The following is a 14308-nucleotide window of genomic DNA, read 5'->3' on the forward strand; positions in this document are numbered from 1 at the left end:
AAGTTTCTTATAAAAGGCTTTTCCTTTCTCGTATGAGCGAAGACAAAGGTGAACAAGTGCTTCGTGACTACAAGTTAGAGTGGGTAAGAAAGCACAATCAGATAGCGAAGAAGTACAACCAGATTAAGAAAAAGCAGTACATGAACTTTTCCCGAGAAGAAGAAGAGACCCTCTACCCTTCTATCCCTAAAGGTGAGTTTGATAAAGCACTGTGGAACAAACTGGTGGTTTCTGCATTTGGTCCAGCAAAGAAATACAAAAACCCGCACTACGTACGCAAAGCGGATTTCTAAGCGCATCCAGTTAATGCAAAAGCAATTGCGCTGCGGCGTTTATTATGTGTAAGCCGCAGCAGCGATGAAAAGGATTAATGACGAGAATCCGCGCTAAACTCTACTTCTTTGTATATATCAGCCAGCGATTTTTTACCTTGTCTGTCTTTGGCTGAACGCGCGTTTTTTGGTTGGTAATGATACTCTTGCTCATGCAAAGCCTGTTCATGCTCTTTGGCCGACTGAACAAACTCAGAATTCGCAAGTGCTTGTTGGCGTAAGCGGTTTACTCTTTCTAGGGTTTCCCACAACATACTTCACCTCCAAACTTAATCTAAACCACAATACTGTACATACATACAGTATTGTTTATAAAATCCTCCTAGTCAAATTTTCATCTCCTTCATTGTTTACCACTATTCGACAGAGCAGTGTTCTGGATATTTATGGATAATTTGTTTTAGATAAACTTGGTTATCCCGCAAGACGTTGACACACTCACCAGACAATAAACCGTCACTTACCCATTTTTCTAACTCAATTAACGCATACGGAATAGACCATGCCTGACGATTTGGGTGGTGCGTGGTCAGTACGTCAAAGGAGTTCGCAACTGCAACAATTTGAGCGGCGATTGGAATATCCTTTTCTTCCAATCCATGCGGGTAGCCTGACCCGTTTAAATTTTCATACTGATAAGTCACCATCTGCATGAATAGCACAACACTCGGATGAACGGGGTTACCAATGCGGGCAACGGTGTCATCTGCCGACTCGATACATTGCTCAATATGCTGGATGATGATGGACTCTTGGTCTTTGCTAAAATGACTACGATGACAAGCAATATCAATCGGCAACTGGATACCACTCACAGCATGGAACTGTGCGAAAATTCCAATCTGTTCAACCATTTCATCCGTCAACTTATGTCGTTCCGCAAGGTGAACACCAAGCAAGTGAGCGTAAAGGCGCATTCTCTTGGTGTGGGCGTAGCACTCTGGACAATAACCAGGCATCGAACATAGCTTACGCTCAGACAGCCTTTCGATCTCATTCACAACATGATCTTCCGACTCCACGGCAAATTCGACCATATCAAAATAAGGTTTGAGCACATCCAGCGTTTCTAACTTAAATGAATTGGGTTTAACGGAATTCAAAAAGACAAAGCCAGTAAATACTTTGTTTTCGTAGCAAGGAATTGCGGCAGAAGATCGATACCCGTAGTTAAGCAGGACTTTAACGCGATCGCTGTGGTTAATGTCGTTGAGATCATCAACGATACGAGGTGTTCCGTTTTGAGCCGCGGCATACAAATTGGGAAGTTTACGAAGTGGCGCTTCATAATGCGCTAAATCCCAGTTATCAAACTCAGTGTCAGCGAAAGATATGAGCATATCTTGTCTGGGGTGATATTTTGCGAACGACACCCTGTCAATGCATGGCATATGTGCCTGCATCCTATTTTTCAACGCTTGCAATTGCTCATTAAGCGGTTTTGCAAACGGATAAAAACTACGGTGTGTCATACTTCCACTCTCCCAGTCAAACTAGGTATTGAGCGAAAAAGCCCTTTTTATCAGTTTATTGCGTAAATTATCAGAGCAATTTTTTTCAACTCAAATTTTTGATATACCACAATATAAGTGTACAAAACAAAACCGAACATCCGCCAACTTTTTTAGCGGATATATCCAACTCACCTGATCCAGATTAAAAAAGCCAATGAGTCATACCCATTGGCTTTAAAAATGTTTAGTTTTAGACAGAATAATCAACCTAAAGCTGGCAACACTCCAAGCGTAATCAATATCTGTGCAGCGACGATTCCCGTACCTGCGATACCTGTGATCACTAACGCCCCCTGCCCGCCAGCTACGCGGTATTCTCCGGCAAAATCGTCAGAGCGACGGACTTTAATAACCATAACCAGCGGTAAAAATATCGCTAGAATAGCCAGAGCGATAGCCGCATAGCCTAATGCCATAATGAAACCTTGCGGATAAAACAGCGCAAAGCCTAATGGTGGAGTGAACGTGATTAACGCAGCAATCAAACGGTTTGGCTTCTCACTGCTTCCTTTGATCGTATCGCCCAAGAACTCGAACAAGCCAAGGCTCACGCCAAGGAAAGAGGTTAATAGAGCCAAATCTGCAAACACGCCAACAATGTTACCCAGATTTGATTGGTGAACCGTCAGTGATAACTGCCCAATAAGAGCACTTAATCCGCCATTTTCAATCAATGTATCCTGACTGACCACGCCTAGCGTCACGACTTGCCAGAAGATGTAAATCACCAGTGGAATAGTAGAGCCTACGATCACGGCTTTACGCAATGAAGCAGTGTCTCCGTCTAAATAGTTCACAATAGCCGGAATACTGCCGTGGAAACCAAAAGACGTAAAAATCACAGGAATTGCCGCCACAATAAGACCTTGTCCTATTGGCATGCTTAGCAGGTAAGATTGCGTCACATTTGGCGCTAAAAATGACAGTACCGCAACCATAGTAAGAAGTTTGAGGGCAAACAAAACACGGTTCACTTTATCTACGGTACCGGTGCCAACAGTCACAACCAACGTCACTATCAATGTGAAAATGATGGTTGAAGTCGAGCCTGAAATATCAAGATCAAACCATTGGGTTAGGCGTTCGCCAAACTGTGCACCGCCACCAGCGATGTATGCCGCACACAAAGAGTAAAACAAAAATAGCATTGCAAAGCTGGCAACCCATTTACCCTTCTGGCCCAGTATTTGTTTCGCCAGAGTATGGAGTGTTGCACTGCTTTCAGCATACTGATGAAGCTCGAGCATCAATAAGGCGGTAAATGCCATTAAAGCCCAAAGACCCAACATAATAACGAGGGAAGTAGAAAAACCGATACCAGCAGAGGCCAGAGGAAGCGCCAGCATACCGGCACCAATTGTAGTCCCTGCAATAATTAGGGTGCTACCAAACACTTTAGAACGACTCATTGTATATTATTCTTTACATTACATTGAATATTAGCAGCACCAGATCGGGTAAGAATGACCCTACATGACACCATATTTTGTTATAAGCCCGATATTGTAGGATATTCACGATAAGATCAAGCAAAGTGTAAGAATAAAAAACCATTAATGTATACTTTTATTTACACATAGAAATCAGCCAAAAAAATTCATGACGATCGGGTGAGACTCATCACGACTATCAGGGCAAAACTTAATTATATGATTTCTGGTAGGTTTGTTATGGATGGTTGGGAGTGAAAACAGAGGATTCAGAACATGGTTGAAAATGTTCTGTTATAGGATGATGGCGAGACGTAAAGATTACGCCTCACCTGATTTTAATAAAAAGGTATTAAATCGTGTCAGTTAGCTTGCGATATCTAACAAATTATCTCTGACGCCATTGATACGGAACCAACCTGCGATACTAAATCGCTCTGCATTAGTCGGTAACACTTCATGTGGAAATTGTTCTGACAAGAAAACAAGAAGACGCCCTCCACGCGGTGGTATCTTGGCGATTACGTTGTCTTTAAGGTCATAAACGACCAGCTCGCCAGCGTCTTCTTCACTCCAGGCTTCATTCATGTAAAACACGGTGGTCAAACGACGATTTTCATTTCCTTTGAAACTATCGAGATGTTTTTTATAAAAATCGCCTTGCTCGTATTTCGCAAAGTGAGATTCATATTCAAACAGACCGAGATATAGATGACGATTAACCGCTTCGCGAATGTCTTCCATCTTATTTAGGTAAGATGCTATCGGCTCGCCCATATCAGGTTTTAGCCATTGAATTTTGTCACTGCGAATGGATTCTATGCGTGTAACATCTTCATTACGACCAATGCGCGCCTTTTTCCAATTGTCAGGGATACACGCTCTTAAGTGAGCAACCTCTTCTTCTGAAAGAAAATCGTCCCAAATATAATATCCATGAGTCGCAATAGCATCGATCAGTTCGTTCATTTAATCTATTCAATCGTGTGGTTGGATGCGTCTTATATGTAATTCAACCAACAACGACAAATGTGATATTTTGTCGATACGACAACTATTTAGTTTTATAGGTCGTCCTTCTCATTTCCGCTCTGTGTTCCCTATTAAACCTTACGAAAACAGAAACCCTCTGCTTTAATAATAAGATTGTCCGCAAACCGCCCACATTTTATCGGTAACAACGCTCAAACTGGACGAGATGGGACGAACAATCCTCATCACAATCGAATTACTATAGTGATAAATACCAGAAAAGTTTATTTTCATAACATGATAAATTACAAAATTACTGTTATTCTCGAATAAAACAAAGACCGAAACTCACTTATGGACTATATCACTCTTTCTAGAATCAGTTTGAAACACCTCACCGTGTTACACATGTTGCTGACAACACACAGTGTCACTCAAGCTGCAGAGCGACTTTGTGTTACACCTTCGAGTGTCAGTAAAACACTAAGCCAGCTTCGTGAAACTCTAAAAGATGAACTTTTCTATCGTGATGGTACCCGTTTAGTTCCAACCCCATTTGCAATAAATATCGGTCCTTCTATTCACGGCATCTTGTCTAGCATGAACGGCTTATTGCACCAGGGCTCATTCAGTCCGGCGTACTATCAGGGCGATTTTTCCATTGCGATGCGTGAAAGCTCAATGGAGCTGTTTGCTCCAGTGTTGGTTCACTTGTCACAACAGCTTGGCAACCATGCTTATTTAAACGTCCATTCTAAAGACGAGATGAGTTTTGATGCGTTGATCAGAGGTCAGATTGATTTCTTGTTGCTGCCCCATGATCTTAGTCAGCCACCGACTCATAACAAAGATCTCGTTTGGCAAACCATATTAAAAGATGAACTGATCTGTTTGATGGGCAAATCGAATCCGCTGGCCAAGCAACCACTGACGATTGAAGGGTATCTGTCCGCTCGGCATATAGGTATTCATGATAAAGACCTTTCTCGGCCATACTTTGAGCAAAATTTGCAACAAAGGCACCAAAAACGAAACCTTGCCATGCGCGTCGCTGATTTCGGCTCTGCAGCGGTAATGTGCCATCATACAGATTACTTATTCACCTGCTCTAAACGTTGGGCAAGAATCGCACTGCAAACAAAAGGTTTGGTTGAGCAGCCTCTGCCGTTTGATTTTGGGCAAGTGTCGTATAGTTTGGTCTGGAACAAAGCGAGCTTAAATGATCCCGCCTTACGCTGGTTACAACAGCAACTACTTGATGCATGTAAAGTGCTTAGCGCTTGTGAATATTGACTATTAACATTTTGAACAAGCTGAAGATGTAAAGATGGGATTTTTGCCTTGAGAGTCGAGGAAGATTCCCCACCGGATGTCGTCACTACGCAGGTAAACGTCTTAACATCATCAAATCGCCCACCGCTTTTATAGAGTAGCCAGCCATTTTTAATTTAGATTGTACTGGTCTATCTCTACTACGGTAAACGCAGTGGGTTCACTCCTTTTTAAGCCAAACAACGTTGTTGTTTTGTTATTCTGTCGAACCACACACAGAGTTTACTCTAGCCAACGATTGGCAACTAATGAAAAAACCCGCACGCACTATTTCCAAAAAGGAAATAAGACATGCCTAAATTAGCACTTAATTATGCAATTCAATTTGCCAATCTTGATTAGTTTCTTCTAAACAACGATCTTTTAATAAACAGCAGTTATTTCATAAAGTTAATTAAGTTGCACCCAGAAAGAGTGATAAGTTGTTAAAGAATAGAAAAACGTGCCCCTTTCACGCCATAAGCGACTAAGAAACTTTGTATGATATCGTCAAGCCGGAAGGCAAATAATTAAAATTTCTGATTATATCTGAGTGTTTTATTCGCTACGGTTTTAGCGTAGGAATAGTATGACATATTTCCATAACAGAAATTAAAAGACTTAAAGATGATAGATTTCTATTTCGAGGCGTGGGAAATAAAACGGCTACGATTTTGAACTCGTAGCCGTAAAAAATGACAGAGATATTCGTTATCTAAGTCTTTCAAAGACAACGCTTTGATCAAGGTGTTCATGGTATTGAGTATAATCCAGCCCCCTATCAAAGATGTATGTGGTCACCAGATTCCTCACACACTCTACCAACTGGCTGGCCTGCCACGGCTTCTCGAAGTAACGGTCAATGCCTGCCGTATTAATCGCATTAATGGTATCTGTGTGCGTTGCCTGCCCGGTTAAAAGGACTTTTCTAGTATGAGTAAAACGACTGTCTTTTGAAATTTCAGCCAAAAGCTCAACGCCAGTTTTTCCTGGCATGACGTGATCAGAGATGATCAAAGCAATCATTTCACCCTCTGCATCAAGTTCATCCATCAGTTCCAGAACTTCATCTGCGGACTCACAATCTTCTATGTTTATCCACTGAGATAATGGTTCTAGATCAAGTAAAACTGCGCTTAACACCTCTCGTTGGTCATCAACGCAAATTAAATTAAGCTTCTCCATGTTCACCCTCTACCGGTAATTTGATTCTAAAAATAGTTTTGTCACTGTTACTCTTTACAACAATCGAACCGCCATAGCCTGCTACGATGCGTTTAACTATCGACAAGCCCAAGCCCAGTCCAAATGACAGTCCACCTTTCTTGGTAGTGAAGTTCGGCCGAAATATCTTTCTACGCGTCGCTTCATCTATCTCAGGGCCATTATTAGTGATAGTGACAAGGATTTTTCCTTTGCTGGCTCGAGTTTGAATCTCGATGACTGGCGAATCTACGCTAATGAGCGCGTCACAAGCATTCTTTAAGATATTCACCCAAATCTGGACGAGTTCGGTCTGTGAGCCAACAAACAAAGGGAGTTCCGCAGGACTAAAACGAACCTGTACTCGCCTTAAATCACTTTGTAACAATGCAACCGCTCGGTTAATCGAATCATTGATATTCAAAGCCTCATCCAGATCGATATCGGTTCGACCCAATTGCTTAACAGAGCGAACAATGCCCACCGTATGCTTGGAAGCCAGACGCAAGTCATGAAGATCTCTCCCCATCTGCCAGTACCTGATGGCTTCCTCAGGACGCTTCAACCAATGCTCTGAGAGGTAACCTTCTGGTACCGCACGAGCCAAATCCCTCGCTAAGTCCCTCGGGAGGCCATAATACTTTTCAAAATGCTTGCCTCGTTTGCGTGCCTCACTAGACGAGACTTTTTGCCCCTGAAGCAAGCCAAAATCAAAAAACTGACTCGCCTCCGGATGCACTTCCTCTAACAGCTCCATAATCACAGTTTGTAAACGTTCGGACTTACTGCTCACTACCCCAATGGCGTTGTTAAGCTCATGCGCAATACCCGCAGCCAATTGCCCCAGTGTTGTCATCTGCTCTGCAGTATGAAGCTTTTGCAGGGCCTTTTCTTTTGCAAGTGCCTCTTCCATTGCACGGTGCTGACGGCGAGATAACTCGTTGACCATTACCGGCATAAATTGCGTTGTCAGAGGACCGAATTGTGATTCTTGCACCGCTGGCGTGCTGCGTTCTATCCAAGCTAGCTCTGCGGCTGTTTGAGCAACCACGGTTGACGACGCCGTCCACGTACCTGAAAAAAAGCTATGCACCCCTATAAATGTCCCCTCGGAGGCGGAAAAAACTTTAATGGGCTTTTTGTCATCTTCTGAGTAGTAGCCCGCCAATTCACCCGAAATCACGAAATATAGACGATCGTTATAGCCAGCTTGTTCAATCAATACCGACCCTGCCGACACATTAATTCGTCGGTCGTTATTATCGAAGTAGCGTTCTACCAACGCATCTAATTTGCTTTCATACATGACTTAACCGATATGCCCTACAGAATGCAGTATCCAAACCATAACAAAGCTTAGCAGTACACCCACAACACCAAGTACCACGCCAATCCGAGCCATTTGGTTACTTTGTACATGCCCGGTAGCATGAGCGAGCGCATTTGGCGGCGTACTGATTGGCAGTGACATACCCAGAGAAGCTGCAAACGTCACTACCAGAATCAACGTTACTTCACCACCTAATGGTGTTAGTGATGCCATCGATGTACCTAGAGCGGCCATAATTGGCATCAACAAGTTAGCGGTTGCCGTATGCGACATAAAGTTGGCCATGGCTAAACAAAGGAAAGCGGCACCAAACAACACCACATAAGGTGAATATTGGTCGAATGGAATGCTGTTCACGACTAATTTAGCCAAGCCGGTTTTATCAAGGGCTAACCCTAGGGCAATACCACCGGAAACCAACCAAAGCACGTCCCAAGAGATTTTCTTTAAATCTTCTTTGTTGATGATGCCAGTTAAGGAAAAGACCGCGACAGGAATCAAAGCGACTGTGTATGAGTTCATGCCGTGTGCTGAACCCATTAACCAAAGAATAATCGTACCCGCAAATGTAATGTACACAATCATCGCTTTCGGCGTCTTCAGGAATTTGCTCTTAATATTCAAGTCGATTGTGGTTTGTTCGGCTTTATACATTGCCCCGATAAGTACCCAAGCTAGAGCCATCATAATCACGACAAACGGCACACCAAATACCATCCATTCACCAAAAGTAATCAGGTTCTCCCCGACTAAATATTTAAGTGCAATCGCGTTAGGTGGCGTCCCGATAGGTGTCCCGATGCCGCCGATGTTTGCCGCAACTGGAATACACAAAGCAAATGCGATTCTGCCCGGGTCTTTCGGCCCGAACACAGCAATGACAGGAGTCAGGATAGATAACATCATCGCGGTAGTTGCCGTGTTAGACATAAACATGGAGAAAATTGCGGTAATCAGCATCAATCCCAACATAACGTACTTGGGATTTTGTCCAAACGGCTTCAAAAGTACACGCGCTAAGTTCACGTCCAAACGGTACTTGGTCGCCGCCATCGCCAAAAAGAAACCGCCCAAGAACAGCATAATAATTGGGCTGGCAAAGGTCGCCATGATCTCATTGTATTGCAACAACTCGCCAAAATGCGCCTGCCCTTCTTGTGCCCTAAACAACACGATTCCCTTATTGGAAATCAGCAGTAGTTCCAGAACAATAATCACCACCGAAGTTGCGTAAATTGGGATAGGCTCGAAAACCCAACACAACGCCGCCAGTAAGAAAATCGCGATGACGCGCTGTTGAATAATGGTGATGCCATCAAATGGAAACGCAGACAAAGGCATCAGCCAGATGATTAACGGAATTATCGTTGGGATGATGTATTTAAGATAAGGACGCATAGTGCTACTTCTCTTCCTGAGATGGTGTAAAGATGTAGGAGTTTCACTAATAAACGGACGTTTTGCTGTTTCGAATACTGGCTTTGTTGATGATGCTTATCCGAAACAAACGCAGCTAATCACGACTCCGATTTGGAATTATGCGCACTGTTAAGGGAAAAAGATTTGGTGTTAGATCAATGAACTTGTATTCACATTCGAAAACATCTTTGAGATGTGTTCGACCTCACTAAATACGTGTCATAAATAATAATTTTCGTTATAAGTCACTACAACCTCATCCCCTTGGTCTCTGAAAATAAACATGCCGACATTCGCCGGCATGTTTTCGCTTTGGTTTGGAAAGGCGATGTGACAACCGCTACAACAAAATCTTTTATTGACGGGCAAAACGCGCCTTTATCGCCACGACTTGTCTAGAAACAGTATAAGTAGCACCAATTACCAGTGCGCTCGCCAGCATTACACCCAAACCAAATTGAGTAAATGATCCCTGAGCCTCAGCGCCTTGAACCAATCCATGAGATAAGCTGAAAAGAAGTATCGCAGCGGCAGCTATCACACTCTTCGCACCACCCTTTTTAAGAGCGATAAGCGCAAGCGGTAAACCGATTAATGAGCTAGAGACCAAAGCTTCTACGGAATTAGCCGCAGCCCACTCAAGACCAATCGCATACCCGCCAATAATTGCTGCCATTATCAATGCTGAAATTTGGCTCGCTCTGCGAAGTGCAAAACTGGAAAGAAACAATCCGATCAATGCCAGTGCAGATAAATGATCCCAGCCAGTCAATGGGTGTAAAAAGCCCTCAGAGAAACTGGCCTGCATTGCGTGGCCCGTATGGGCAAAACTGCTTGCACTGACTAAAGCCAAACTTGCTGCAAATCCTTTTGTTAGTCCTTTCATATCACTGTTCCTTATGCTTCCATAACTTCAACTTTTACGTCACGCTTCTCCAGCATGCCGCGCTCAACAATAAAATTGATCACTTCCTGTAAACCATCACCACGAATCAGGTTGGTAAATACAAATGGCTTTTCGCCACGCATCTTTTTCGCGTCACGGTCCATCACGTCTAACGATGCATTAACCATTGGTGCGAGGTCGGTCTTATTGATGATCAATAAGTCAGACTTAGTGATACCCGGTCCGCCTTTACGAGGGATTTTATCTCCCGCGCACACGTCAATAACATAAAGGGTCAAATCAGATAACTCCGGGCTGAAGGTCGCACTCAGGTTGTCTCCACCACTTTCGACTAACACGAACTCTAAGCCGGGATGACGATCTTGTAGCTCATCGATCGCTGCCAAATTCATAGACGCGTCTTCGCGAATAGCCGTATGTGGACAACCGCCTGTCTCCACGCCCAGAATACGGTCAGATTCTAACGCTTCATTACGCAGTAAAAATTCCGCGTCTTCTTTGGTGTAAATGTCGTTAGTGACAACGGCTAAATCGTAATGTTGGCGCATTGCTAAACATAACTGACGCAGCAGCGCCGTTTTTCCTGAGCCAACCGGGCCTCCCACGCCAACTCGTAAACATTGTGTACTCATCCTTAACTCCTAAATAATCTTGAATATTGGGTTTCATGCCATGCACAGGCCATCGCAAAGTTCGGTAAAGTCAGCCCTATTGCTTCGTCCTCTACCGCAAACCCTGTGGTAATTGCTTCTTCAATTTGTGGCATTAATGCGATGAGAACGCGTTGGGCTGACGTCTGCCCCAACGGCACCGTTTTACATGCCACGGTAATTTGATTCTCCAGCCACGACCAAAGCCACCCCGTCGCAGCTTGCTCCAGTGATACACCAAAGTGCTGACAAGCTTTGGCAAATAACGGCAGATAAGTCATTGTTTTTGCCTGTGGCGGTAATTCCACTTCTAAGCTCGTTAATAAACGATAAAAGGTTTGCCCAAGTTTTTGCTCTTCCATTACCAGCTCCGCCGTTTCCCGGTTTGCCAGTAACACCGCCTGCCAGTGTTCCAGAGCTGCCATGTCGTTTGCTTGCCACGCTTGATAACAGCGAACTAAAAGTGGTACTTCCAAATTGGCCTGAGCATGATTAAGAATCGGTTCAAGCCAGGTTTGTAGCGTCGCCTCATCGCTCACCCACTCCAGGTCTACCGCCGTTTCCAAACCTTGGCTGTAAGCGAATGCACCAATAGGCAGACTCGGACTGCTAAGGTGCAACAGAGAGAGTAATGACTGAACGTTCATTAGTGGCTATGCTCCCCATGGCTGTGATTATGTTCACCATGTGAATGACCGTGACTATGCCCACTGCCGTGATACGCACCTGACTCAGGGTTAAACATCGCTTGATGATGGTTACACTCCAGCCCAAATAGTTCGACCATCTCCTCCAATACGTGGTCAGGTTGAAACCGCAGCCAAAGTTCACCAATTTCCATTGGTACATGGCGATTACCCATGTGGTAGCAGGCTTTTGAAAAGGTTAGCCAGTCTTTTGCTGAAGCCGTGACGATCTCTTCCTCCTGAGCTTCAACCAGAAATACCTTTCCGCATTCAGTGAAAAGACAGTCACCATCTTGAAGAACATCACCTCGAGGTAGAAATACGCCTACATCCATGCCCGTTTTGCTAGATGCTCGAAAACGTCCGCGTTGACGCACTTCATAAGCCAATACAATCGAATCATCAATTTCACCATGGTGATGGTCGGAGCGACTAATTACTCGGTACATAATAAAATTCCTTCTTTAAACTGAGCGATTAGAACAGGGTGTAACGCTGCGCAAGAGGCAACTCTGTCGCTGGGTCGCACGTTAATAGCTCGCCATCTGCTCGAACTTCATAAGTTTGTGGGTCTACCGTAACCGTTGGCATATAGTCGTTTAGAATCATGTCGTTCTTGGTGACAGTTCGGCAATTCTTGCAGGCTATCAACTCTCGCTGTAAGCCCAGTTTGTCTTTCAACCCATTCTCACTGGCGACTTTGCTGGTGAAGGTGACGGACGTTGCAGAAGCTGCGCTACCAAAACCACCAAACATACGGCGATAGTGAACAGGTTGAGGCGTCGGGATTGACGCATTCGCATCGCCCATTGGTGCTGCAGCAATAAAGCCACCTTTAATGATTAACGCTGGCTTAATACCAAAGAACGCTGGTTTCCAAAGAACGATATCCGCTAGCTTACCGACTTCAAGAGAGCCGACCGTATGATCAACACCATGCGCGATTGCAGGGTTAATGGTGTATTTCGCGATGTAACGTTTAGCGCGAAAATTATCTGCCTGAATCTCTTTGTCTGGTTCAAGGTAGCCGCGTTGCACTTTCATCTTGTGCGCGGTTTGCCAGGTACGGGTAATCACTTCACCCACTCGCCCCATCGCCTGTGAATCGGAGGCAATCATGGAGAACGCCCCTAAATCATGGAGAATATCTTCCGCAGCAATGGTTTCTTTGCGAATACGAGAATCGGCAAACGCGACATCTTCCGGAATGTTTGGATCAAGGTGATGGCACACCATCAACATATCCAAATGTTCATCGACGGTATTCACCGTGTAAGGACGTGTTGGGTTGGTTGATGATGGCAGTACGTTTGGCTGACCACAGGCAACAATAATGTCAGGAGCGTGACCACCACCTGCACCTTCGGTGTGGTAAGTATGAATCGTACGTCCTTTAAACGCTGCGAGTGTGTCTTCCACAAAACCGGATTCATTCAGCGTGTCTGTATGAATGGCGACTTGCACATCGTATTTTTCAGCAACGGTCAAACAGTTGTCGATCGATGCAGGTGTTGTCCCCCAGTCTTCGTGCAGTTTTAATCCGCAAGCGCCAGCTTCAATTTGCTCTGCCAACGGCTCCGGCAAACTTGCGTTCCCCTTGCCTAAAAAGCCAAAGTTCATCGGCATTTGGTCCGTACTGCGCAGCATTTGCGCCATGTTCCAGGCTCCGGGTGTACACGTCGTAGCGTTCGTGCCCGTTGCTGGGCCAGTACCGCCACCAATCATGGTCGTGGTACCTGCCATTAACGCTTCTTCGATTTGCTGAGGGCAAATAAAATGGATGTGAGCGTCGATAGCACCTGCCGTGACGATATGACCTTCGCCGGCAATCACCTCCGTACTTGCGCCAATGTTAATCGTGATATCTGGCTGAATATCTTTGTTACCTGCTTTTCCGATCGCGGCAATGTTGCCATCTTTAATGCCAATATCCGCTTTAACAATGCCCCAGTGATCAAGGATTAACGCATTGGTGATCACGCAGTCCATTACTTGATCACGGCATAACTGGCCTTGTCCCATGCCATCACGAATGACTTTACCGCCACCAAATTTCACTTCGTCACCGTATACGGTGTAATCCTGCTCAACTTGAATAAATAGCTCAGTGTCGGCTAGACGGACTTTGTCGCCTACTGTCGGGCCATACATATCGGCGTAGGCGCGACGAGAAATTTCTGCCATTATTTAGTTCTCCTTAACCTTCAATGCTTAGCATCTCACTAAAGCTGGCTAAATCTGTATTAGACCTTTCCCATGACTTCGCCCCGGAAGCCATAGATGGTTTTCGTTCCGTCAATCTCGACCAACTCAATGCTGCGAGTCTGCCCCGGCTCGAATCGCACTGCGGTACCAGCCGCAATGTTGAGTCGCATCCCTCTGGCTTTCTCGCGGTCAAAATCTAATGCCGGATTGGTCTCAAAAAAGTGGTAATGACTGCCAACTTGGATCGGGCGATCACCATGATTAATTACTGCCAGTTGCTCAGTTCGACGTCCTTTGTTCAGCTCAATTGGCACGTCACTTAAAATGTATTCACCAGGCTTCATGGTTG

General features: G+C 44.7%; 14 protein-coding genes and 1 pseudogene. 2 read left to right on the plus strand and 13 right to left on the minus strand.

The features are described from left to right. A pseudogene (locus tag L9Q40_RS11710) lies at positions 1–293 on the plus strand (MSHA operon transcriptional regulator); the annotation flags it as partial. Between the two features lie 74 nt (positions 294–367). Here L9Q40_RS11710 and L9Q40_RS11715 read toward each other — a convergent pair. From L9Q40_RS11715 to L9Q40_RS11730, 4 genes are all read right to left on the minus strand, one after another. After that, positions 368–586: a hypothetical protein gene (locus L9Q40_RS11715; RefSeq protein ID WP_014231756.1), complete on the minus strand. Its 219-nt coding sequence runs from the start codon at positions 584–586 to the stop codon at positions 368–370. A 102-nt stretch (positions 587–688) separates the two neighbouring features. Beyond that, the gene (locus L9Q40_RS11720; RefSeq protein WP_498793382.1) at positions 689–1804 is read right to left on the minus strand and encodes an HD-GYP domain-containing protein; all 1116 of its coding nucleotides are present in this window, start codon (positions 1802–1804) and stop codon (positions 689–691) included. Between the two features lie 245 nt (positions 1805–2049). Beyond that, positions 2050–3255, minus strand: coding sequence for an aromatic amino acid transport family protein (locus L9Q40_RS11725; protein WP_118118479.1), 1206 nt, complete (start codon positions 3253–3255; stop codon positions 2050–2052). 387 nt (positions 3256–3642) lie between these two features. Further along, entirely contained in the window at positions 3643–4245 is a 603-nt protein-coding gene (locus L9Q40_RS11730; RefSeq protein WP_014231753.1) for a 2OG-Fe(II) oxygenase, read from the minus strand. Between the two features lie 357 nt (positions 4246–4602). Here L9Q40_RS11730 and L9Q40_RS11735 point away from each other — a divergent pair, with 357 nt between their 5' ends. Then, entirely contained in the window at positions 4603–5541 is a 939-nt protein-coding gene (locus L9Q40_RS11735) for a LysR family transcriptional regulator (protein WP_041170221.1), read from the plus strand. 729 nt (positions 5542–6270) lie between these two features. Here the strand turns inward: L9Q40_RS11735 and L9Q40_RS11740 are convergent. The 9 genes from L9Q40_RS11740 to L9Q40_RS11780 all read right to left on the minus strand — a co-directional run bounded on the left by L9Q40_RS11740 (position 6271) and on the right by L9Q40_RS11780 (position 14303). Continuing rightward, positions 6271–6744, minus strand: a complete 474-nt coding sequence (locus tag L9Q40_RS11740) for a response regulator (RefSeq protein ID WP_065296803.1) — start codon at positions 6742–6744, stop codon at positions 6271–6273. After that, the gene (locus tag L9Q40_RS11745; RefSeq protein ID WP_014231750.1) at positions 6731–8068 is read right to left on the minus strand and encodes an ATP-binding protein; all 1338 of its coding nucleotides are present in this window, start codon (positions 8066–8068) and stop codon (positions 6731–6733) included. Before L9Q40_RS11745 ends, L9Q40_RS11740 begins: the two co-directional genes overlap by 14 nt. Positions 8069–8071: 3 nt before the next feature. Beyond that, positions 8072–9490: an SLC13 family permease gene (locus L9Q40_RS11750; RefSeq protein WP_014231749.1), complete on the minus strand. Its 1419-nt coding sequence runs from the start codon at positions 9488–9490 to the stop codon at positions 8072–8074. Between the two features lie 376 nt (positions 9491–9866). Beyond that, complete coding sequence (locus L9Q40_RS11755) at positions 9867–10397, minus strand: HupE/UreJ family protein (protein WP_498793383.1); 531 nt, start codon at positions 10395–10397, stop codon at positions 9867–9869. Positions 10398–10408: 11 nt separating this feature from the next. Continuing rightward, complete coding sequence (ureG, locus tag L9Q40_RS11760) at positions 10409–11050, minus strand: urease accessory protein UreG (RefSeq protein ID WP_498793384.1); 642 nt, start codon at positions 11048–11050, stop codon at positions 10409–10411. Between the two features lie 2 nt (positions 11051–11052). Continuing rightward, entirely contained in the window at positions 11053–11715 is a 663-nt protein-coding gene (locus L9Q40_RS11765; RefSeq protein WP_020333228.1) for an urease accessory protein UreF, read from the minus strand. Next, on the minus strand, positions 11715–12203 hold the full coding sequence (gene ureE, locus L9Q40_RS11770) for an urease accessory protein UreE (protein ID WP_065302535.1): 489 nt from the start codon (positions 12201–12203) through the stop codon (positions 11715–11717). Before ureE ends, L9Q40_RS11765 begins: the two co-directional genes overlap by 1 nt. Positions 12204–12231: 28 nt before the next feature. Continuing rightward, positions 12232–13938 (minus strand): urease subunit alpha, encoded by a 1707-nt coding sequence (gene ureC, locus L9Q40_RS11775; protein ID WP_329351784.1) that lies wholly within the window; start codon positions 13936–13938, stop codon positions 12232–12234. 59 nt (positions 13939–13997) lie between these two features. After that, complete coding sequence (locus L9Q40_RS11780; protein WP_498793385.1) at positions 13998–14303, minus strand: urease subunit beta; 306 nt, start codon at positions 14301–14303, stop codon at positions 13998–14000. Positions 14304–14308: the final 5 nt, after the last annotated feature.

It is taken from the genome of Allocatenococcus thiocycli, assembly GCF_921292965.1.
GTDB lineage: Bacteria > Pseudomonadota > Gammaproteobacteria > Enterobacterales > Vibrionaceae > Vibrio > Vibrio natriegens.

Excerpts from the sequence above, each read along its gene's own strand:
- L9Q40_RS11745 (WP_014231750.1), bottom strand. The coding sequence starts at position 8,068 with ATGTATGAAAGCAAATTAGATGCGTTGGTAGAACGCTACTTCGATAAT.
- L9Q40_RS11730 (WP_014231753.1), bottom strand. The coding sequence starts at position 4,245 with ATGAACGAACTGATCGATGCTATTGCGACTCATGGATATTATATTTGG.
- L9Q40_RS11715 (WP_014231756.1), bottom strand. The coding sequence starts at position 586 with ATGTTGTGGGAAACCCTAGAAAGAGTAAACCGCTTACGCCAACAAGCA.
- L9Q40_RS11750 (WP_014231749.1), bottom strand. The coding sequence starts at position 9,490 with ATGCGTCCTTATCTTAAATACATCATCCCAACGATAATTCCGTTAATC.
- L9Q40_RS11740 (WP_065296803.1), bottom strand. The coding sequence starts at position 6,744 with ATGGAGAAGCTTAATTTAATTTGCGTTGATGACCAACGAGAGGTGTTA.
- L9Q40_RS11755 (WP_498793383.1), bottom strand. The coding sequence starts at position 10,397 with ATGAAAGGACTAACAAAAGGATTTGCAGCAAGTTTGGCTTTAGTCAGT.
- ureE (WP_065302535.1), bottom strand. The coding sequence starts at position 12,203 with ATGTACCGAGTAATTAGTCGCTCCGACCATCACCATGGTGAAATTGAT.
- L9Q40_RS11720 (WP_498793382.1), bottom strand. The coding sequence starts at position 1,804 with ATGACACACCGTAGTTTTTATCCGTTTGCAAAACCGCTTAATGAGCAA.
- L9Q40_RS11735 (WP_041170221.1), top strand. The coding sequence starts at position 4,603 with ATGGACTATATCACTCTTTCTAGAATCAGTTTGAAACACCTCACCGTG.
- L9Q40_RS11780 (WP_498793385.1), bottom strand. The coding sequence starts at position 14,303 with ATGAAGCCTGGTGAATACATTTTAAGTGACGTGCCAATTGAGCTGAAC.
- L9Q40_RS11765 (WP_020333228.1), bottom strand. The coding sequence starts at position 11,715 with ATGAACGTTCAGTCATTACTCTCTCTGTTGCACCTTAGCAGTCCGAGT.
- ureG (WP_498793384.1), bottom strand. The coding sequence starts at position 11,050 with ATGAGTACACAATGTTTACGAGTTGGCGTGGGAGGCCCGGTTGGCTCA.
- L9Q40_RS11725 (WP_118118479.1), bottom strand. The coding sequence starts at position 3,255 with ATGAGTCGTTCTAAAGTGTTTGGTAGCACCCTAATTATTGCAGGGACT.
- ureC (WP_329351784.1), bottom strand. The coding sequence starts at position 13,938 with ATGGCAGAAATTTCTCGTCGCGCCTACGCCGATATGTATGGCCCGACA.